This window comes from Rhodopirellula bahusiensis, assembly GCF_002727185.1.
GTDB classification, from domain to species: Bacteria; Planctomycetota; Planctomycetia; order Pirellulales; family Pirellulaceae; genus Rhodopirellula; species Rhodopirellula bahusiensis.
The window spans coordinates 466,074-487,230 of the sequence record NZ_NIZW01000001.1 but is presented as its reverse complement, the minus strand read 5'-3'; the positions used below and the strand labels follow the sequence as shown (position 1 = coordinate 487,230).

18 protein-coding genes are annotated in these 21,157 nt (G+C 56.7%); 9 read left to right on the top strand and 9 right to left on the bottom strand.

Annotated elements, in window-relative coordinates:
* Nucleotides 1–284: 284 nt before the first annotated feature.
* Nucleotides 285–1,868 carry an alkaline phosphatase D family protein gene (locus CEE69_RS01960; protein ID WP_099258920.1) on the bottom strand — a complete coding sequence of 528 codons (1,584 nt, stop codon included), beginning with the start codon at nucleotides 1,866–1,868 and terminating at the stop codon, nucleotides 285–287.
* A gap of 431 nt (nucleotides 1,869–2,299) precedes the next feature.
* Between CEE69_RS01960 and CEE69_RS01950 the strand changes: the two genes are divergently transcribed.
* From CEE69_RS01950 to CEE69_RS01940, 3 genes are all read left to right on the top strand, one after another.
* Nucleotides 2,300–3,733, top strand: coding sequence for a PhoX family protein (locus CEE69_RS01950; protein WP_233214514.1), 1,434 nt, complete (start codon nucleotides 2,300–2,302; stop codon nucleotides 3,731–3,733).
* A gap of 363 nt (nucleotides 3,734–4,096) precedes the next feature.
* On the top strand, nucleotides 4,097–5,152 hold the full coding sequence (locus CEE69_RS01945; RefSeq protein WP_099258916.1) for a DUF1559 family PulG-like putative transporter: 1,056 nt from the start codon (nucleotides 4,097–4,099) through the stop codon (nucleotides 5,150–5,152).
* Between the two features lies 1 nt (nucleotide 5,153).
* Nucleotides 5,154–5,600: a peptidase associated/transthyretin-like domain-containing protein gene (locus CEE69_RS01940; RefSeq protein WP_099258914.1), complete on the top strand. Its 447-nt coding sequence runs from the start codon at nucleotides 5,154–5,156 to the stop codon at nucleotides 5,598–5,600.
* 5 nt (nucleotides 5,601–5,605) lie between these two features.
* Here CEE69_RS01940 and CEE69_RS01935 read toward each other — a convergent pair whose 3' ends face one another.
* From CEE69_RS01935 to CEE69_RS01925, 3 genes are read right to left on the bottom strand one after another with little or no spacing between them, the layout of a single operon-like run.
* Nucleotides 5,606–6,568 carry a hypothetical protein gene (locus CEE69_RS01935; protein ID WP_099258912.1) on the bottom strand — a complete coding sequence of 321 codons (963 nt, stop codon included), beginning with the start codon at nucleotides 6,566–6,568 and terminating at the stop codon, nucleotides 5,606–5,608.
* A gap of 7 nt (nucleotides 6,569–6,575) precedes the next feature.
* Nucleotides 6,576–7,514 (bottom strand): hypothetical protein, encoded by a 939-nt coding sequence (locus CEE69_RS01930; protein WP_099258910.1) that lies wholly within the window; start codon nucleotides 7,512–7,514, stop codon nucleotides 6,576–6,578.
* Between the two features lie 45 nt (nucleotides 7,515–7,559).
* The gene (locus tag CEE69_RS01925; RefSeq protein WP_158230944.1) at nucleotides 7,560–7,931 is read right to left on the bottom strand and encodes a hypothetical protein; all 372 of its coding nucleotides are present in this window, start codon (nucleotides 7,929–7,931) and stop codon (nucleotides 7,560–7,562) included.
* A gap of 14 nt (nucleotides 7,932–7,945) precedes the next feature.
* Here CEE69_RS01925 and CEE69_RS01920 point away from each other — a divergent pair, with 14 nt between their 5' ends.
* Nucleotides 7,946–10,378 (top strand): hybrid sensor histidine kinase/response regulator, encoded by a 2,433-nt coding sequence (locus tag CEE69_RS01920; protein ID WP_099258906.1) that lies wholly within the window; start codon nucleotides 7,946–7,948, stop codon nucleotides 10,376–10,378.
* A 42-nt stretch (nucleotides 10,379–10,420) separates the two neighbouring features.
* Here the strand turns inward: CEE69_RS01920 and CEE69_RS01915 are convergent, their stop codons facing one another.
* The 5 genes from CEE69_RS01915 to CEE69_RS31800 all read right to left on the bottom strand — a co-directional run bounded on the left by CEE69_RS01915 (nucleotide 10,421) and on the right by CEE69_RS31800 (nucleotide 15,042).
* Entirely contained in the window at nucleotides 10,421–11,170 is a 750-nt protein-coding gene (locus CEE69_RS01915; RefSeq protein ID WP_099258904.1) for an MIP/aquaporin family protein, read from the bottom strand.
* A 61-nt stretch (nucleotides 11,171–11,231) separates the two neighbouring features.
* A complete protein-coding gene (locus CEE69_RS01910) occupies nucleotides 11,232–11,987 on the bottom strand; it encodes an SDR family NAD(P)-dependent oxidoreductase (RefSeq protein WP_099258903.1) in 756 nt (251 codons plus the stop codon).
* Nucleotides 11,988–12,041: 54 nt separating this feature from the next.
* Entirely contained in the window at nucleotides 12,042–13,172 is a 1,131-nt protein-coding gene (locus tag CEE69_RS01905) for an Mrp/NBP35 family ATP-binding protein (RefSeq protein WP_099258902.1), read from the bottom strand.
* Nucleotides 13,173–13,210: 38 nt separating this feature from the next.
* Nucleotides 13,211–14,548: a hypothetical protein gene (locus tag CEE69_RS01900; protein ID WP_099258901.1), complete on the bottom strand. Its 1,338-nt coding sequence runs from the start codon at nucleotides 14,546–14,548 to the stop codon at nucleotides 13,211–13,213.
* 290 nt (nucleotides 14,549–14,838) lie between these two features.
* Nucleotides 14,839–15,042 carry a hypothetical protein gene (locus tag CEE69_RS31800; protein WP_143549131.1) on the bottom strand — a complete coding sequence of 68 codons (204 nt, stop codon included), beginning with the start codon at nucleotides 15,040–15,042 and terminating at the stop codon, nucleotides 14,839–14,841.
* A 355-nt stretch (nucleotides 15,043–15,397) separates the two neighbouring features.
* On the opposite strand from CEE69_RS31800, the gene CEE69_RS01890 reads away from it, so the two are divergent.
* The 5 genes from CEE69_RS01890 to CEE69_RS01870 all read left to right on the top strand — a co-directional run bounded on the left by CEE69_RS01890 (nucleotide 15,398) and on the right by CEE69_RS01870 (nucleotide 21,079).
* Nucleotides 15,398–16,819, top strand: coding sequence for a prolipoprotein diacylglyceryl transferase (locus CEE69_RS01890; RefSeq protein ID WP_099258899.1), 1,422 nt, complete (start codon nucleotides 15,398–15,400; stop codon nucleotides 16,817–16,819).
* Between the two features lie 81 nt (nucleotides 16,820–16,900).
* Nucleotides 16,901–17,899 (top strand): 2-hydroxyacid dehydrogenase, encoded by a 999-nt coding sequence (locus CEE69_RS01885; RefSeq protein WP_099258898.1) that lies wholly within the window; start codon nucleotides 16,901–16,903, stop codon nucleotides 17,897–17,899.
* Nucleotides 17,896–18,651, top strand: coding sequence for a methyltransferase domain-containing protein (locus CEE69_RS01880; protein ID WP_099258896.1), 756 nt, complete (start codon nucleotides 17,896–17,898; stop codon nucleotides 18,649–18,651). Before CEE69_RS01885 ends, CEE69_RS01880 begins: the two co-directional genes overlap by 4 nt.
* Nucleotides 18,648–19,979 carry an NAD(P)/FAD-dependent oxidoreductase gene (locus tag CEE69_RS01875; RefSeq protein WP_233214512.1) on the top strand — a complete coding sequence of 444 codons (1,332 nt, stop codon included), beginning with the start codon at nucleotides 18,648–18,650 and terminating at the stop codon, nucleotides 19,977–19,979. The genes CEE69_RS01880 and CEE69_RS01875 overlap by 4 nt, the downstream gene beginning before the upstream one ends.
* Nucleotides 19,976–21,079, top strand: a complete 1,104-nt coding sequence (locus CEE69_RS01870) for a type III polyketide synthase (protein ID WP_099258894.1) — start codon at nucleotides 19,976–19,978, stop codon at nucleotides 21,077–21,079. Before CEE69_RS01875 ends, CEE69_RS01870 begins: the two co-directional genes overlap by 4 nt.
* Nucleotides 21,080–21,157 lie beyond the last annotated feature (78 nt).

Here is a 21,157-nt window from a genome sequence, read left to right as displayed (position 1 = left end):
ACGCCGCAATTGATTCGCTGGGGGTCGCATATTGTTTTGAGTTGGTGAGTTCATTTTGAGGCAGGTTCTTAGCAGCAAGTTTCGCTCGCTGAAGATGGTGAGAGGTGGGAAGACAGGGGAGGGATACATTCTAGTTCATCGGACTCGGCGTGGGATGGTGGAAGCGCATGCGAGTTCAACGAATTGTCGCATTTGAAATGCCGACAGCCCTTGGATGTCTATGGATTGCTTGTCGCGCTGCAAGCAATCCAGATTGATGTTCTCACCGAGAGAACCTGTTGCGATCAGGCTTGGTTCAGCTTTGGGGAACCCGATTCGACGACGAATGAATTGCGAGCGAACGTTTTGCCGCCCGGTTTCAACACATCGTCCACGACCATGTAGTCGGACTTCCAACTCTCGGGCGTGACATCGCAGCGGATGTAGCCACGCTCGGCGTTGTGCCATTTGACGCAAGCGTTTTCGGCCAGCAACGCGTCGAGGTTCTTGGGTTTGTCCAGGCCGTTGCCGCCACTTGAAAGCGACGTGGCGACGAACTCGGTGGCGACGAGGCTTTGTTCCGTTTGGCGATCGTCGACGCGAAGTTCGTTGGCCCAGTTGGAGTGGATGTCGCCGGTTAGGACGACCGGGTTGCTGACTTGTCGGTCGCGGATGTAGTTCAGCAAATCCATTCGCTCATGTGCGTAACCGGGCCACTGATCCATGGAGTACTGCTGGTTGTCCGGATCGCCCGAACGATTGACCATTCCCATCATGACTTGTTGGGCCAGCACGTTCCATGTCGCGGTCGATCGAATCAGATTGCGAGACAACCATCCGCGTTGCTTTGTTCCCAGCATCGATTGAGTTGGATCCAAGGCAGCCTCATTGAGCGGGCTCTTGCGATCGCCGTTGGGTTGATCGGTTCGGTATTGGCGTGTGTCCAAAATCGAGAACTCCGCCAAGCGTCCAAATTGAGCCGATCGATACAAACGCATGTCGCTTCCGCGAGGAATCTGACGCAATCGAAGCGGCATCATTTCGTAATACGCTTGGTAGGCGTTGGCACGACGCGTCAGGAAAGAGAGCGAGTCGATGCCAGACTCTTCTGAAATATCGCAGGCACAGTTGTTGTCAAATTCGTGATCGTCCCAGGTGACCCACCATGGGCACTGAGCGTGCATGTTTTGCAGCAACGGATCGGATCGGTATTGAGCGTGGCGGACGCGGTAGTCACCAAGCGACATGATTTCGGATCCGTGGTGCGTGCGGACCTTGCCGTTGCGACCGGCTTCGTATTCATAGATGTAGTCGCCCAAGTGAAAGACCAAGTCGACATCGTCGTTGGCCATTTGTTCGTAGGCGGTGAAGAGACCCTGTTCGTAGTTTTGGCAGGACGTAACGGCAAAGCGAACTTGATCGGGCAATTGATGCGGCAGCGGCATGGTCCGTGTGCGACCGATGGGGCTTTCGGCATCGCCACATCGGAATCGATACCAGTACCATCGATCCGACTCGAGTTGGTTCAGTTCGACGTGGACGGAGTGACCTAGTTGAGGCGTGGCCAAGTGAGTGCCGGATGCGACCACGTTTCGCATGGAATCATCCGTGGCGACTTCCCATTTCACTTCAACGGTTTGGGCGGGCATGCCGCCATCGGGAAGCAACGGCGAAGGCGCCAACCGAGTCCAAAGCACCATGCCGCGATGATCGGGCTCGCCCGAGGCAACGCCCAAGCTGAATGGATCGCTCGAGAAGGAAACCTTGGAATCCGCCCAAGCATGCTGGGCCGACATCACGTAGGCGGGAAGCGTGCCGGAGAACGCGAGGAAACGTCGGCGATTCCAGGCGGCAGTAGAAACGCGATCGGTGATGGAGGGTTGTGACATGGTTGGCTTTGGGGGTGAGTCAGGTGAGATCGGCAGTACGAATGTCAAACGGCAGGGCGTCGGCGAGCAAAGAGAGCAGGGAGGCAAACTCAATTGTCCCCTTGGCCCACGTCAGCTATTTCGCGGGAAGTTTATCGGCCGCTCATTTTGAACCAACGCGAGCCAGCGTTGGGTGATCGGATTTCAAGAAAACTTCATCAGTTCGGGGGGAAGCCTAGTGTGAACAAACCATGAAGATTGACCTTTGCAGCCAAACAGCGAGAGGCGATCGGATCCAAATTGGATACTCTGTCGCGAAAACGGGGATGAGCCAGTTCTGGGCCCATTGCCCGTTGCATTCAAGCTAATTCAGCATCCAAGCCAATTTTAACGGATCGCTTGGGCCCGTCCGCCTTTGTCGTTCCACCATCCTGATAGGAGTGGTCTGTACCGTGACCGATCGCAATCGTCGACAATTCTTAAGCGACAACTTTTCTGCCCTGGGTACCTTTGGCGTGACCGCGGCGCTGACAGGATTGGGGCAACGCGTTGTCCATGGCGAACAACCGAGTCATTCCAGTGGCTTGCGTCCCACTTCGGATGAAACGACGGGGCTGCCGTTGCTTCGCCTGCCGGAAGGATTTCAGTACCGCTCGTTTGGTTGGACGGGTGACATCATGGGCGATGGAACGCCAACTCCAGCGGCGCACGACGGCATGGGCGTGATCGCCAGCGATGGCGATGTGTTGACTCTTTGCCGAAACCACGAGATCGGCGACGACGGTCGATCGATCGCGTTCAAATCGGGGCATGCGTACGACAGCCGAGCTCAAGCCGGTTGCACCGAACTGCGATTTGACAGTGCCAAGGGTGAATGGCTTGACAGTCGCGTGGTGTTTTCAGGAACCAGTCGCAACTGTGCTGGTGGCGTGACTCCGTGGGGAACGTGGTTGACCGCCGAAGAAACCGTGCTGGGGCCTTTGGATGCCGACCACTACAAAGAAGACAAGGTTCGTACTTTCGAAAAGACTCATGGTTGGGTCTTCGAAGTTGGGCACACCGATGACGATGGCAATCCGGTTCCACTGAAAGACATGGGACGCTTCGTTCACGAGGCGGTCGCGATCGACCGGAACAGCGGCATCGTTTATCTCACCGAAGATCGTTCCACATCCGGCTTCTATCGCTTCTTGCCAAACACCCCTGGGAAGTTGGCAGACGGTGGACGCTTGGAAATGGCCGAGATCGTTGGCCAATCGGATTTACGTGGCGGCTTCCAAGATGGAGCTGAGTTTGATGTGCGTTGGCACTTGATCGACGACCCGACATTGGCTCACAGTCCTGAGTCATTGAAGAACGTTTCCAAGGAAGGCGAAGTTGGGGACGAGTTGGGTTGTTTCAAACAGGGGCAAGCCAAAGGCGGATCCGCTTTTTCTCGTTTGGAAGGATGCTGGTTTGGAAACGGCGTTGTTTACTTTGACGCAACGAGTGGCGGTGCGGCGAAGGCCGGACAGATCTGGCAGTTCGATCCGAAGCAGCAAACGTTGAAGTTGTTGTTTGAATCACCCAGCAAGCCGACGTTGAATATGCCCGACAATCTGTGTGTAAGTCCTCAAGGCGGTTTGGTGCTGTGCGAGGACAACGACTACGGAGCCAACGAATACCCGCAACGTGCTTTTACTCTGTCGCAAGATGGGAAGTTGAAGTTGTTGGCTGAGAACAACGTTCAGCTTCACGGCGAAAAGAACGGCTTCCGAGGTGACTACCGAACCAAAGAGTGGGCCGGAGCGACGTTCAGCCCCGATGGAAAATGGTTGTTCATCAACTTGCAAAGTCCCGGTATCACCTGCGCCATCACAGGACCTTGGAAAGACGCTTTCGCCTGAGGACCTGGGCGTCACGTGTTGGTCGATGAGCCCTGGCCTTTTGTGTTGAAGGCAGACCGAGGCTCGGACCAGCAAAATGTTGTGTCGTGTAATTCCTCCTTTGACGACGGCAATGTTTCTCGGGACTCCGTTTTGAAGTAGAAGGTGGATTTTCGCGCCTTTTGGCGTCCGGGTATCCCCAGAACGGTGTATTCTGCGAACTCTTCATGGTTTTTCACCTTGAACATCGCGGGCGTCAAAAGAGTGGCCCCTCAAGCATTTAACACGCGAATTTGTGTGTAGCTGAATTGCTGCCGGGGGGTGAGTGATCTGTGCGGTGTCTCTGGGTGAATGCATCGACAGGTTGCAAACAGGTACGAGGCAATGAGACGAACGACATTGCGAATTGACGTGGACGATTGCGGAATTGGCCCGACGGCACAGCCGGTTGTGAATTCGCGACTTGGATTCACGCTGGTCGAATTGTTAGTTGTCATCGCGATCATCGGAATGTTGGTGGGGCTGTTGTTGCCTGCGGTCCAGGCGGCGCGCGAGGCGGCACGACGAACAGATTGCGGCAACCGGTCACGACAACTCGCGCTGGCGATTCACAATTACCACTCGGCGTACCGAAAATTGCCGCGAGCTTGGTGGCTGGAGACTCCGCCAAAGTCATTCAATGGCAGCAACTGGATGATGGCGATCTTGCCGCAGTTGGAACAGCAGGGTTTGTACGACCAGATTGATCGAAGCATCTTGCCGGTTGATCAGTTGAGCCCGGACAATGTGGCGGCTTTGCAGACGCCGATGTCGTTGTTTGTGTGCCCTTCGTCACCGGGCGGGATCGAATCGCGACGTTACTTGTTTGATTCCAATCCTGCTGGATTGCCGTTCACCGCGACAAACTTGGCACCGGCTGATTTCTCACCGACCACCGGCGTGCGTGGTACGTATGCCAATTTCGCTTACGGGGCGACACTGAGCGGCGGTCGCGAAGGCGCACTTCAGGTCGTCAGCCCGATCTTTGGTGGAGATCAAGATGGCCGGTTTGCTGACATCTTGGATGGCTTGTCTCACACAACTTTGTTCGGTGAACGCACCGGTGGAAACGTGGTCTACAGCGCCGGTCGCGAAGATCCGGTGGCGACCGCTGCTCTGATCGGAGTGGAAGGCGGCGGTTGGGGCGATTTGCTCAACGGCGAACATTGGTTGCAAGGTTCTTTACGAAGTGGATTGAGTTGGCCGCCAGTTGGTGGGCCCTGTGCGATCAATTGCACCAACGCTCGCGGGTTTGGTTTCCATAGCTTTCACGCGGGAGGCTGCCACTTTGCGTTTGCTGATGGATCCATTCGCTTCATCAACACCAGTATCGAACCGCTCGTTTTTTCCTCGAATGTCACACGACGTGGACGGGAAGTGATTGCCCAAGATGGAATTTAGGTTGTTGAAACGAAGAAGGATGGCAGTGGCGGAGATTGGGCAATGCTTGGGTTTGGTTCTGCTGCTCGGTTTGATTGGCGGATGCGGTGGCAAAAAGCCGGACAACGGAATGGTTCCGGTCAGCGGTGTGTTGGAAGTGGATGGCCAGCCCGCAGTAGGGGTCGTGATTGAGCTGCACCCTCAATCGAATGCACCCACGCTAGCGAAGGGCATCACGTCCGATGGCGGTCGCTTCGAAATCAGCACGCTGACGCAAGGCGATGGTGTGAAGCCAGGAACGTATGACGTGACGTTTGTTTGGAGTGAATTCAACATCGTCACGCGTTCGCAAGAAGGCGATCGGTTGAACGGCCACTACGCGAAACCGGACAAGTCGTCGGTGCAGTGGATCGTGCCCGAAGGCGACGCTTGGGATGCCGGCACGGTCGAGCTATCCAGCAAGAAGTAGTTCAATCACTGAGCCGCAGCGATTACAACCAAGAACAGCAGTGCCAATGCGACGGCACCGCCGATCGCAAGCACGATTTTCGCGGTCGAGTAGGGCGCGGTCCCCGTCAGGTCCTTGGCATTTTGTCCGCTGATCACAACCCGGTAAAGTTGATCGTGATAGCGATATGCCATCACGTATGCGGGCAACGAGAGTCGCCGCGTGGTCAAGCCTTTGACGACGGTCTCGACATGGACGTTGCGAAAGCTCGAACCGGGAATTTGAGTGTCCTCGACATGCTTCTTTGCCATCAAACGCAGAGCGTCGCGAACTTGCCGGCGGGCTTGAGATCGTTGAACGTCAAACTGTTCTCGCGTGACGCCGTCTTCTTGATTGGGAGTCGCTCGAGCGGTGCGGAGATCGAGTCGTTGGCTGACCGCGACCGCTTCGGCTTGGGATAGACCTCGCGAAGCTGACACGAGGATGTTTTGAAATGCGACATCGGTTTGACCCGATTGAGGTGCCCAGCTCGATCGCCGTGAATTGGCGTTGGAATCAGCGGCCCAACTGATTTTGCACTCGGTGTCGAACACCCAAGCGACCCAATACAGCGGATGCAGATCGTCGACGTGAGAGGCGGAAGTCAAATCGCTCGGTCGGAACCAACCGAGCGAGCCGAGCCACTGCCGCAGAGCTCTCTGGGCGTCATCGGGCGAAAGAACGAATGGCAGGTAGGCCTCGGTTTGCTCCATTGGGTCCACGATCGTTTCGATCTCAACGATTCCATCGCAGAACGAACATCGCAACGCCTGATGTTCAGGATCGAACGCAACGGCCGCGCCGCAGCCTTTGCACCGCAGAATTTTCGACGTGACGTTTTGTTTGACCGCTTCATTTGGTGGTGACGATTGTCCACAAATGGAACAACGCAGATCACCATGTTCGAGTGGCGTGTCACAGCGAGAGCAAAGAGAAATGATTTCAGGCATCGTCCACTCACTGCAGGGCGAAAAGAAGAACGATGAAGGCAATGAACAGCAGCACAGCACCGACAACGATTGCAACTTTGGTGGTCGAAGTTGGCACCCTCCCGGCGACTCGCCCTGTTTGTCCATTGACCAAGATTTGCACCGGAGGTTGGCTGTCGTCGTACCGGATTGCAAAGCACCAGATCGGCAGAAGCGTGAGGTCAATCACTTCGCGGGATAGCTGAGTCCGATGTTGCAGGTTGCGATGGGAGTCGCCGGGCATGAAGTGTTTCAGCTGCGCTCCAACCTTGGCGACTGTTTCACCATGAGCCAACTGAAAGCAGGTGGCTTGGTCTTTGGACGGGAGTTCCGCCAGCCAACCCGTGATGATCGATGGAGAGTAGCGTCGAAGTGCTCGTAAATCGAAAGGCTCGATGGCTTCCAGCGATTCATTGTCGGTGCCTTGCGAGGCGGTCACAATCACATCCAGCACGTAACAAGAATGATGTCCTTTCAGGCTTCGCCATTCGGTTTTGGTGACGGTTCGAGTCCGTGTGACTCGTTTTCCTTTGGAATCGGTCGTCGTGTAAGTTTCCGTTTCGGTGTAGTTCTCACCGATGCTAGCCGAATACTGCGTGTCGGCGACGGCGCCGTACAGGTAGGCGGGCAAGTAAACGCCTCGTGTGCAGTCCGGTGCCGCACGTTTGAAATCGGATCGAGCGAACCAGTGAGATCGGCCAATCCATTGCTTGACCAATTCGGTCGCGCGGTCTTGGTCCACGACGAAGCCGATTGCGAATGTCGGCGTGGGACGATTCTTCGACGGAGGTCGCTGGATCACGGATGGCGACGCGCAATACGGACAGATCGTCGCCAGCATGCCTGACAAACCGGTCAGCGCAGCACCACACGATTGGCACGCAATCTCTTGCAGTTCAGGCTCGGTCGTCACTTCCACAGCGGGCATTCGAAGCAGGTCTCGCTTTCTGTCTAATTGTCGTCAATGAAAAGATCACCAGTGGTAAGGCTTGGTTTTCAGAAAAACGGGGCGCTCATTGATTGGTTTGATAGCAACAAAGCCTCGATTCATTGACACGCAAGTCTCGTAGGTGTCGAAGCGGGCCACGAAAGGAACCTGTACATATTTACGGCGGTCCACCATGCTTTGCGAATTCACGCCTTGTCGCTTCTGGTGAGAGGATACACTCAAATCGCGTCGGCGATTTTGAACTTGATCGCTTGTCGATTCAATGTGATGGGGCAGCGGAATTGACCAAACCGGCCGGATGGATTTCAATTTCTTTCTCGCGAGGTTGTCAATCTGGGTGAGTTCCACTGGATGGAAGGCGGAAGAGTTTCTTAGCTTCTGCGAGAGAGGTGACACCCCTTCGCTTTTGCATGGAAGTGGTAGCTGTCGGTGACATCGAGGCCCGTCATGTTGACGCCGCCCATTTCGAAGCCTTCTTTCACTCGAGGAAGAAAACACGGGTGAATTCAACCACAACGACTGAAAATCAACGAAGCCTGACTCGCAGTTTGGTCAATCCGCTGGCGGTGGCAGTGGTGATCATCGTGTTGATCATCAGTGGGGTGATTGCATTCCACAACATTCGCGAACTGCAGGAAACACGACTGAAGGTTGGCTTGACGCTGAAAGTGCTGGCGTCGTTGGCTGAGATCGAAGGCGCGGTGATGGACGCCGAACGCGGCCAGCGGGACTACCTGATCACCGGCGATTCTCGTCACTTGGATCCCTTCCGAGAAGCCGTCCGGCGTACCGAGGAAGGACTGAAGCAGTTTGAGGAACTGACTCAAGACCATGCGGTTCAGCGAGCCAAGTTCGATGAACTGAAGAAATTGGTCGAGTCTCGCATTCGGCACCTCGACGCGGTCCTCGATGTTCACGCCGAAGAAGGTCCGGACGCTGCCCGAGCCGCCGTGATTGAAAATTCAGGTTGGAACTTAATGGGTGAGATCGAGGATCTTGCCGTCTCGATGCGGAAGATCGAGGAGGATCTGCTCGTCGTCCGTGAGGCGATGGCGACGCGAGCCTATCGCAGCGGAATCGTGACATCCGTGTCCTCCACATTGATTGGGTTGATTTTGGTCGGCAGCGTTCTGTACTTGCTCGAACGCAACCGACGCAAAGCCGAGCGGGACGCGCTGATGTTGAACGCGACTCGGGAACGGGTTCAGTTGGCATTGGATGCGGCGGAAATGGGAGCGTGGAATATCGATCCCAAAACGAACGCGATGCAAACCGACGAACGGTACCGTCGAATTCACGGTGTCGAACGAAAAGAAATGACGTTCGAGGATTCTTTGAAACGAATCCATCCGGATGATCGGGCTCGGGTCAAGCAAGCGGTGCGAGCATCGATGTCGCCTTTGGATCCGTCACCGTATTCGGTGGAGTACCGCGTGGTGCACAAAGACGGTTCGATCCGTTGGGTGTCGAGCAAGGGAATCGCTCGGGCGAGCAAGCGTCGCGGAGCGGCGGTGCTGACCAGTTTCGATGGAACGGTCGCGGACGTGACCGAACGCAAACGGCAGGAAGAACGTTTGCAACGCAGCGAGCAAATCGCTTTGGCGGCCAATCAATCCAAGAGCGAATTCTTGGCCAACATGAGCCACGAGATTCGGACTCCGATGGCTGCCATCTTGGGTTACGCGGATGTGTTGTTGGGCCACTTGGAAGATCCCGACAACCGCAACTGCGTGATGATCATGAAACGTAACGGCGAGCACCTGCTGTCGTTGATCAACGACATCCTGGATTTGTCACGCATCGAAGCGGGCAAGCTCAGTGTGGATGCGGAGCCAGTGCCGTTGCCGCGACTGGTGGGTGACATTCAATCGTTGATGCAAGTTCGAGCAGACGAAAAGAACGTCGACTTCCAGGTTGAATTCGAAGGCCGCGTGCCACAATCCATCGAAACCGACCCGACTCGATTGCGTCAGGTGTTGATCAACTTGATTGGCAACGCGATCAAGTTCACTGACGAAGGCGATGTGCGTTTGAAAGTTCGCTTCATGGAAGGTGCGGATCCGCCGGTAGTTGAGTTTTCGATCGTCGACACTGGGATTGGAATCAGCAAAGAGCAGCAAGACCGCTTGTTCAAACCGTTCTCGCAAGGCGATGCCTCGGTGACGCGAAAATATGGCGGCAGCGGGTTGGGGCTGGCCATCAGTCAGCGATTGATTGAGATGATGGAAGGCGAGATGTCGCTGGAAAGCGAGCTGGGCGAAGGTTCGACTTTTTACGTTCGACTGCCCGTTCACACGGTCGAAGGCATCGAATTGGTGAAGCCGGATTTGGTCAGGCAACCACCTCGACCGGAAGAATTACTTGCCGAAGCACCGACATTGGATTGCCGCGTGTTGGTGGTCGATGACCGGCGAGACGTTCGCCACATCAGCCAGCATTTTCTCGAAAAGGCCGGGGCGAAAGTCGACACGGCGGAAGATGGACAGCAAGGTGTTGATGCGGCGATTCAGGCTCGCGATTCGGGCGACCCGTTTGACTTGATCGTGATGGACATGCAGATGCCCGTGGTTGATGGGCTACAAGCGACTGCGCTTCTGCGTTCGGCTGGGATCGATTGGCCGATCATCGCGCTCACCGCCGATGCGATGAAGGGCGATCGAGATCGATGTCTCAACGGAGGCTGTGACGATTATTTGTCAAAGCCAATCGACCACATCAAACTGGTCAGCATGGTGGCCAGTTACACGCAAGAAATGGACACAAGCGAGTTGGTCGAACGTCGCTATTTGCGAGCCAATCAGTTGCAACAAAAGATCGAACGCGAAGGCCGGGCACGATCTTGATTCAGAAGCTGCGTTTGTGTCCAACTGGCAGATCAACAAGGCCTACAACAACGCGTTGACCAGGGCAGCCAAGGCGGCACCGGTGAGCGGCCCCAGCACGGGAACCCAAGCGTACTGCCAATCGTTCCCTTGTTTTCCTTTGATAGGCAGCAACGCATGAATCAGCCGAGGGCCCAGGTCTCGGGCCGGATTGATTGCGTATCCCGTTGTCCCTCCCAGCGACAGCCCGATACCAAACACAAGCAGACCAACAGGCAACAAACCAATTGATCCAAGGCCGAGCACCGGATCGCTGTCGACGGGTTCTGGACCGGAGCTGAAACCGGGGGCCACCATCAAGAAGATCGGCAGGATCAACGCGAAGGTGCCAATCGTTTCGCAAAGGAACGCCTGAGGAAGTTTGCGGATTTGTGGGGCCGTGCAGAAGCAGGCTCGCATACCATCAGGGTCGTCCGACGCTGTGCGAAAATGTTCGCGATAGAACACGTAGACCAGCAACGCTCCGGCCATCGCACCCAACATCTGGGCGACGATGTATCCGCCGCCGTCGACTAGACCGAAGCTATCGTCCGCCAAGTACATCGCGAATGTGACGGCCGGGTTCAGGTGCGCTCCGCTGAATTCACTCGAACAAAATGCTCCGATGAAAACGGCGATTCCCCATCCCGCAGCGATCACGATCCAGCCACCGTCGTTCCCACTCGTCTTCGGGAGAACAACGTTCGCGACCACTCCATTCCCAAACAGGACCAGGAACATCGTCCCGATCAACTCAGCGACATACGGATGCATCGTTCCACCTTTTCTTCGGAGTGAGAGTGACCGGCGAGACAGCTGAACACTCGGTCTGGAATCAGCCGAGCGTCTGTCCGCCGTCGACAGACAGCAATTGCCCAGTCGTCATGCTGGTTCCCGTTGCGAAGAACAGCACCGCGTCGGCGATGTCTTCCGGCTGGGATGCCTTTGGCAACGGGTAGTCCGCGACCATCGCCTCGAGATCCCAGTTGGGATTGCCTTCTCGAATCCAGCGACTGTCGATTGGGCCCGGGCAAACCGCGTTGACGCGAATTTTTGGGGCGAGAGATCGTGCGAGTGATTTCGTGATTGTGTTCAAGCCGCCTTTGCTAGCGCAGTAAGCGATGGAAGATCCCGATCCAGTGATTCCCGCAACGGAGCTGACGTTGACCACGGAGCCACCTTCGCCTTCGCGGAGCAATTCAGCGGCGGCTCGCGTGACGAAGAAGGGACCTTTCAAATTCACGCCGAGAATGCGATCCCACATCGGTTCCGTGAGCGTTTCCAAATCGGAGTGTTCGATGAATTCAGTCGTCGCCGCGTTGTTGATTAAACAATCCAGTCGACCAAAGTTTTCGCGAATTTGGTGGAGCATGGCACGGACGTCTTCATCGATTGAAACGTCGCACCGGACCAACATGGATTTCGCGCCGAGAGCTTCCACGTCCGTGGCGGTTTGTTTGGCTTCGGCCTCGCTGCGGGAGTAGTTGATCACGACATCGTGACCTTGCCGAGCCAGCCCGATCGCACAGGCTCGGCCAACTCCGGTGGCGGCGCCGGTGACCAGAGCGACGGGACGTGATTGCGGTGACATCGTGGACTCGATGGGGTGGGGAGAGGACAAGCCAGGTCAAACGACGTGCTGATTCTACAGCGTCGGCAGCGAGGCTTTGGGCGGCGCCGAAGCAGCTTTCGCGGCCAAGTTGCGAACCAAGGATCGAGCGACCTGATCGAATGGCGCTCGAGCCCGCTGGTCATTCGCCAGGACCTCGGCCAATTTACCCGCGTCGCCGGCTTCGCGGAGGGTGATGTCAATCGGCAATCCGCCCAGGTACGGAACAGTGAGTTCTTCGGCTTTGTCGCGGGCACCACCACGACCAAAGATGTCATAGGTCTTGCCGCAATCCGGGCAATTGAAGCCGCTCATGTTTTCGACCATGCCGGCGATCGGAATGTTGACCTTGCGGAACATACTGATGGCTTTGACAGCGTCCAGCAACGCGACCTCTTGCGGAGTGCAAACCACCACCGCGCCGGTGATTGGGATCGCCTGCGAGAGTGTCAACGCGATGTCGCCGGTGCCCGGTGGCATGTCGATGACCAAGTAATCCAGTTCGCCCCACGAAGTGTCACGAAGGAATTGTTGGATCGATCCGTGCAGCATCGGTCCACGCCAAATCACAGCCTGATCCGGTTCCAGCAAGAAACCCATCGACATGACCGGCATCGCACCTTCGGTTTCGGGTGGGACTCCTGATTCGCCGTTGGGCCCAAGTCGAATTGGTTCGATCTTTTTGTCTTCGGAGATGGCGGGTCGGCCGGACAGTCCGAGCAGGTGTGGAACGCTGGGGCCGTACACATCGGCGTCCATCAGGCCGACGTTGGCACCCAACCGACGAAGCGTCAAAGCCAACGATGCCGCCACGGTGCTCTTGCCGACGCCGCCTTTGCCGCTGCCGACCAGGATGACGCTTTTGGCTTTCAAGCCGACCTGGCCCAAGCGAGCGGGCGGGCGATCATGAACAGGTGTTTGCACCTCGATCGTTTTGCCTGGTGCAACGGTCAGTGCCAGATCGCGAATGGTGTCCGCGATCTCGTCAGCGATGGGCTGACAGTGGGACGTGATTCCGACGGACAGTTTGACCGTGTCGCCGTCCAGCGTGATATCGCCCAATTGCCCGGTGCTGTCGATGGGCCGCCCGGTTTCAGGGTCCGGGTGTTGGCCGATTCGTTCACGGAGAGAGGCGATCAGGGCGTCGGGTTCGACGGGAGTCGTCATTTCAAAAACCAGGGGCGATCAAGACCAAGGAAGCGGTGTCACGAGTTGGCATCCAGCAATTCGCCGATGTCCAGCAAGTGAACTTGGCGTCCGCCTTCGTTCTGGTCAACCGCGTGGGGGCTGTCGATGGCAACGGTTCGACCATCGGGGCTGCATCGCGGGTGCGTGTCGCAACGCCATTCGCCGGTGTAGCGTTTGGGTGACGGAAAATGCCCCAGGTCAAACCGGCGGTTGCTTGGGACGTGATACAGATAAACCGTTTGGCGCCGGGAGCGGCTTGGGTAGGTGTCGTTCAGGATCCAGTCACCGTAGTCGCCGGCCAGATACGTGTTGTGCCCGTTGGTTGGCATCTTACCGACACCGACCGGCCGAACGACATCGGTTTGGTCGTCGAAAACATAGAAGCCATTGGGTTGGCCGGCGGGACGAGTCCACATGGTCACGGCGTCGTCGCCTTTCCAGATGAAGTGCGAGGTGTACCCGGAAGGATCCAGCACGCACAGATCGGACCCGTCCATGTTGGCGGTCAACATTCGCGTGACAAATCCGCCTTTGTACTGCAGTGTCGACGGATCGAACTCGGGGCGATATCGATGCAGCACAATGAAACGGGTGCCGGATGGATTGATCAGCAAGTGATTGAAATAGTGCCATGCGTCCGCATGTTTGTCGCCATCGGGCCACGCCAACTGAGCGACTTGGGCCAGGGACAGAATCAGTTCGCTGCGACCGGTTTGCAGGTCCACACGCCACACGCCGGAGTCTTCCGGGGCACGCTCATCGACGTGCGGATCGGCCAAACCGGAGTAGCCATAGCCTGGGCGGAGGTTGTTGATTCGTCGGAAATCCGCCGACAAACCGGTCCGGCCGTCTTGGCTGATCGTGTAAATCGGACGATCGATCGTCTTGGTCTGACCTGAATCCAGGTTGTGAACGCGGCACACGAACCGGTCGCCATCTTGGTCGTTCCAGAGAACCCGTTTGCCGTCTTGGCCGACGAACTGCAGCATGCATCCTTGTTGCCATCCCCAGGCTTGGCTGGTGCCGAGCGGAATCCATTGGTCATCGTTGGCTGTGTCGACGTAGCCCACGCCGATGCGATCTTCGGCGTTCGGGCTGCGGCCTTCGAAGTTCACTTCGTTGGACAACACGAATCGGCCGGTTGGATCGAACTCTTGTTTGTCGTAGTAACCGAACCAGTGAAATTTTGGGCCGTGAGTGATCGTGCGGACGGGGACAAACGTTTCCAGCGGGCCAGTTTCGCTCTTGGAATCCTGGGCGGAGGCAATCGAGGATGATCCCACCAGCAGCGCGGATCCGGCGGCCAGGTTCGTGGCGAGGAATTGACGGCGGGGGAGGGAATTCGAGTGGGGCATCGAGACAACTCCGGCGGGAAGGTGGGGTGGGAGGATGAAGGCGGGAAGCGGGCGACGTGAGTCAGCCCAGGCGGTGCGACGCAGGCATGGGGGTGGTCGGACCGGGCCAGCAGTTTAGTTCATCGGCGGTCGTCACCGGGGTCCGTGCCAGATCGCGAGCGGCGGGGCGGGAAAGATCGCCAGCGAATACGCCGGCGGCGCAGACTGATGGGGGCTGCTTTGCAGCGGCGAGCGTTTCAGCGAACGGCTCGAAAGAGAGCGGCGAAGAAGATTTTTCGCCAGCGGGTTCGCTATCGTTGTTCGCGATAGGTGGTGAAGCTGAGGAAGGCCAGCAGACCAGCGAAAACGACAAATCCAAGGTTCATCAGCATGCTGGCTGAGCCAAGCGGGGCCATGTCGCTCATTCCAGCCACGCCCAACAGCAAATCGGCTCCAAACAGCACCAACAGCAAGATGGACGCCACAAGGCTAATTAGACAAAGAGCCTTGGGCATGGATGGGAACCTCAGTCAAAGTCGGAAAAGCAGGATGCAGATTGTTCGGGACGCATGCCCCGGTTTGGGCGAGACGATCGGCTCGCGAGGCAAGGATAACAAACTCGCCATCTAGGTTTGGCCGTCAGTATAGTTCAACCAAAAGAAAATACCCAAGTTCACGTCATTTCGCCATTTCCTCGCGGCGGTTCGGTCGGTTTGAACTGCCTGCAACGGTTGTCGGAAGCCAATTCGCCTATCGTTTAGAGCCGAACGATGCGACGATACAGGCCTGTGCCACGCGAAATTTGCGGCGGCGAAAACCTGTGCGAATTCCGCACCTATTTGACGGACGACCCTCTCTCGACAGGCAACCATGCGTCGGACGCTGTTTTTGATCCCTCACGAATTCGCGGGCTGGCCCATTTTCGGGATTGGTTGGGCGTTGATGTTCCTGGTGATCGCCGTTTTGGCTTTCATCGGCTGGGAATCTCGCCGGGGTGGCCTTGGGGCCTCCGCTGCCGCTCGCCAAATTTCAGGCTTCGCCCTGATGGCCGCGGTGATCCTGGTCGTGGTGGTTCCGAGAACCGAATTGGTCAACACGCTGGGCGATCCAGTCGGTGTCGCGGTCCGCGGGTACGGGATGTTCCTGATGCTGGCCGCGGTTGCGTCGGTTGGCTTGGCGGCTTGGCGGGCCGAGCGTGCCGGATTGGGAGCGGACTCAATTTTGCAATTGGCACCGTGGACGTTCATCGGCGGCCTGTTGGGCGCACGCGTTTTCTACGTCACTCAGTATTTCCAAGATTTCATGCGACCGACCTGGGGCGAAACGCTGATGTCGATGGCGGCACTCAACCAAGGTGGATTGGTCGTCTACGGCGGTTTCATCGGCGGGTTTATCGCCTCGTTGATCGCTTTGAAACGACATCAGACACCGATCTGGCGGATCGGAGATGTGATCATCCCCTGCGTGTTTGTGGGATTGCTGTTTGGACGGTTGGGGTGCTTGATGAACGGTTGCTGCTACGGCGGTGAATGCGAAGCGGGGCCATTGGCGGTTCGGTTCCCGGCTGGCTCGCAAGTCCACGCGGAACAATTGTTGTCAGGCGACTTGTTGGGAATTGAGGGCCAGCCGGTCGTCTCAGAAGAAGAGACGCGGCCTGGTCAATCACGCATGGTCGTGGATTCCGTGCGTCCAAATTCATTGGCCAGTCAAGCGGGAGTCGAAGCGGGACAAACGCTCACCATTGCCCTGGATCCATCCTACCGAGACGAGGTTCCGTTGAATCGTCCCGCGGAGGAAGCCTTGCCGGGTGTCATCGTGCTAAAGGGTGACGAAGTTTTGAAGAGATTCTCGCCTCAGGACTTGCCGTCGATTGCGGAGCCTGTTTGGGGCACGCAAATTATCAGTTCCGTTTTTGCAGCGATCATGTTTGTCGTTTTGCTGGTTGTGGAACGGATCCTGCACCGACGCCCCACGCAGTCCGATGACACCGCGAAACAGCAAGCCTTCACGGGCGGACGTCGACCGGGTGTCTTGATGCTGATTGGTTTCATTGCCTACGGCGTGCTTCGAATCGTGTTGGAATGGATTCGAGTGGATGAAAAGGGCCAGTTCGGAACTTCATTATCGATCTCGCAATGGGTCAGTCTGATCGTCATCGCGGCCAGCCTGGTGACGCTGTTCATTCGTTGGCGTGGAGTGGACTCGGCATCGGGGCAGCGTCCCGGCGATGGTGACTCGCGGATGGTTGGCGGTTCAAGCGTTGCGGGTGACGCCGCAGCAACCGGATCGTGATCAGTGGACTGACGACCGCATACAATTTGCTTCGAAACCATTTTTGATTGATTGAAAAACTGTGCACCACGAGAACGGCTCATGAAGATCGCCTGCTTCAGCACCAAGCCCTACGATGAGCAATTCTTGTCAGCGGCTTCGCAAGAGTTCGAGCACGAGTTTGTTTTCTTGGAGCACCGCCTGGATGCATCAACGGTGGTGTTGGCGGATGGATGCGATGCGGTTTGTGCGTTCGTCAATGACACGTTGGATGCATCGGTTCTCGAGCAACTTGGGAAGCTTGAAATTGGCTTGCTCGCGATGCGATGTGCGGGCGTCAACAATGTTGACTTGGATGCTGCCGCAAAGTTGGGAGTCCGTGTCGTTCGAGTTCCTCGCTATTCGCCCTACGCGGTGGCGGAGCACACGATCGGACTGATTTTGACTTTGAATCGGAAGATCCACAAAGCTTACAATCGGGTGCGTGAAAACAACTTTTCGATTGACGGCTTCTTGGGATTTGATCTGCACGGCCGAACCTTTGGTGTGATCGGAACCGGTGCGATTGGTCGCACGTTGGCGTCGATCGTCGTCGGCTTTGGTTGCCGGGTGTTATTGTATGATCCCTATCCAAACGACGAGGCCAGAAAGCTTGGCGAGTATGTTGAGCTGGAACAATTGCTGGCCGAGTCCGATTTGGTTTCGTTGCAGTGCCCGCTGACACCAGAGACACACCATTTGATCGACGCAGACCGGCTGAGCAAAATGAAACGCGGTGCGATGTTGGTCAACACATCTCGCGGCGGATTGGTGGACACGTCAGCGGCCATCGAAGGTTTGAAGTCCGGGCAGTTGGGCGGGTTCGCCTTGGATGTCTATGAAGAGGAATCAGGCGTGTTCTTTGAAGATCTTTCTCAGCAAGTCATGCAAGACGATGTGCTCTCGCGTTTGATGACGTTCCCAAATGTGTTGGTGACTTCACACCAAGCCTTCTTCACTCGGGAGGCTTTGGAAACGATTGCTCAAACCACTCTTCAGAGCATTGGCGCGTTCAGCCGCGGCGAAGAGTTGGTCAATGAGGTTGTCGCATCACCATCATGAGCTCCACACGCGTTCGCAGTGATGAGTGGATGGACGATCCCAATTTGGATCCAGATCGACATCGCCAGGCATTGGTTGGATTGGCTCGGTTGAACCGAATCAGTTTGGTATCGAGAGTCTTCTACCCGCGGTTGGCCAAACTGGCCTCGCAGCAACCACGTCGATCTCTGCGCGTATTGGATGTTGCCAGCGGCAGCGCCGATTTGCCGATCGATTGGTTGTGCCGAGCCAAACGGCAAGGTATTCGAATGGAAGTCACGTCGTTGGATTGCAGCGAAACCGCCATGGACTTCGCGTCGGAATCGGCCAAGGCGGCTGACGTCACCTTGGGAACGGTTGTGCGAGACTGTTTGACCGATGGGTTGCCCTCAGGATTTGATGTGGTGACCAATTCGCTGTTCATGCATCACCTGGAAAACTATCAGGCGGTTCGCTTGATTCAGGAAATGTGGCGAGTGAGTGAACGGTCCGTGCTGATTTGTGACCTGGATCGCTCAACGGTCAATTTGGCTTTGGTTGCCGCTGCGTCTCGCCTGGTTTCGCGAAGCGATGTCGTTCACCACGATGCGACCACGAGTGTCCGATCTGCGTTCAGTCGTCCCGAGTTTTCGCGGCTTCTCCGGCAAGCAATGGGATATGACATTCCGGTACGCATATCCTTTCCGTGCCGGTTCTTGGCCGTGATTGATCAGGCGTGCGTGGCAGAGTTGGCGGGAACACCATCACCCATTTTGTCGGGCGCGATTCCGTGAACGGAGTTGACGAAACGCTGGGAATGGGAAAGGTCGCGATCATCGGTGCTGGCGTGGCGGGATCAGCCGCGGCAATTCGATTTGCTCAGCGGGGCGCCCGCGTCACCTTGTTCGAACGAGCTGTCTTCCCTCGGGAAAAAGTCTGCGGCTGTTGCTTGGGTGCTGCTGGGTTGGCGGCGTTGGATGCGATCGGCGTTGGGCAATCGATTCGAGAACGTGGCGTTCCAACGACGTTCTTCCATGGTTTCTTTCAGACCACTGAAAAGGAACCGAAAAATACTGAAAGTGTGGCAGCGGCAGGTGAATTCGTCCGCGGTGTTCGCGTTCCCATTCAAGAAGGCAGCGCCCTTTCGCGAGCTGATTTGGATCAGCATTTGTTGAGCCTGGCGGTGCAGGCTGGCGTGGAAGTGCGTCAGCCCTGTGAGGCGACCATCGTTTCGGAGTCCGGTGAAAAGGTTTTGGTCGACACCGGATGCAAATCGCTCGAGGAATTCGATTTGGTGGTCGTAGCGTCGGGGTTGACCGGTCGTTTTCGGCAACGCGATGCGGCCGATTTGCATTGGGTCGAAACACCCAATGGTCCGATGGGGCTATCCGCTCATGTGAGCGAGTCTGACGCGAGCAAAGTCGGGTGGCATTTGGATCCCGGCGAGATCCAAATGCATTGCGGAGGTGATGGCTATGTGGGAATCGTGCGGCTACCGAATGGGGATTTGGACATCGCCGCGGCCATTCATCCTCGACGGAAATCAACGTCCGACGTCGCAGGTGGGCGGCAGGGGATTCAGCAGCAGATCCTGGCGTTATTGTTGGGTTCGGGGCTTTTTAACTCGGCCCAATCTCAGCAACTGGGTCACTGGTTCACCGAAGTTGCCCAGTGGCAAACCACACCACCGCTCAGACGCAGGCGTCTCAGTGGGCGGGGGCGAATCGTCGCGATTGGGGATGCAGCCGGCTATGTCGAACCGCTGACGGGGGAGGGGATGACCTGGGGGATTGAAGGCGGATTGGCGGTGGCTGATTTGTGGGCTTTGTATCGCTTGCAGCAGATGACGCCTAACGGTGGAGCCGATTTTGGTGCAAACTGGGAACTTCGAGCAACGAAGTTTCAAACCCGCCGTCGGCAATTGTGCCGGTGGGTCACCGGGATGGTTCGATATCGTCCGGCTCGCTGGTTAGCATGTCATGGTCTACGACGTGCTCATTGGTTGGCGACTCCTTTCACTCGTAGTCTCGCAAACGGACCGCGTTTCGACACAACGTCCACCATCCATCGCACCGCATCGAGCTTCGCGGACGCTTCTCTTCGGACTCACGTCTCTTCATGACTGCCCAGATTCTATCCATTGCGACGGCACAGCCGACGCACAAGGCTGACCTAGCGTTCTCGACTCTTTGTGCCCAAAGCATGTCGTGCGAGGATGAGAAGCAAGCTTTGAAATTGGCGAAGCTCTACCGTCGAACGGGTGTGGATACCCGCGGAAGTGTGTTGGTTGAAAAAGGTGACGCTGGTGAGCTGACTCAGTCGTTCTACCCACCGTTGGAAGAAGGTTGTGATCGCGGGCCGACCATGGCCACTCGCAACGATCGCTTTGCCGCCGAAGCACCGACGCTCGCATGTCGAGCCGGGCAGGGGGCTTTGGATGGCAGTGGCATCTCACCCGATGATGTTACTCATGTTGTCACCGTCACTTGTACCGGGTTCACAGCGCCGGGAATCGATGTGCAGTTGATCGACAAGCTTGGTTTGCCGATCACGACCCAGCGAATCCAAGTTGGCTTCATGGGGTGCCATGGTTTGGTCAACGCTCTTCGAACTGCGCGCGGTTTGGTAGCTGCTGATCCCGACGCGGTTGTGTTGATCGTTTGCATCGAACTTTGCAGTCTGCACTATCAATACGGATACGACGCTCAACGGATCGTTTCCGGATCGCTGTTCGCGGATGGTTCGGCTGGGTTGATCGTGGCGGGCGACGATTGTCCTGAGTCGAGTGTCGAATCACCACTTGGTGAAATTGTCTCGGTGGGGTCCTGCCTGATCCGAGACAGCCACGATGCGATGACATGGCGAATCGGTGACAACGGATTCATCATGACGCTCGAGGCCAGCGTGCCTGGATTCATCGAAACTAACCTTCGCGAATTTCTGGTGCCTTGGCTGGCGAAATCAGGATTGGATTTGGATTCGATCGGCGGTTGGGCGGTGCACCCCGGTGGTGTTCGGATTTTGCAGTCCGTCGAAACCGCGTTGGAGTTGCCTTCGGATGCGCTCGATGTTTCTCGCGAAGTGTTGCGAGAGCACGGCAACATGTCGTCGGCAACCCTCGGATTTGTTCTCCAGAAATTTCAGCAGCGAGACGTTCCTGGCCCTTGGTTGATGCTGGGGTTTGGTCCTGGGTTGGAAATTGAAGTCGCCGTCGTCCGCTGAACGTTCTCGGACGCTTTCTCGCGAGGGATGCCTTTTGCCCCTTGAGGTCTTCTGACGGGGCGTGGAGGCGGTTATCTT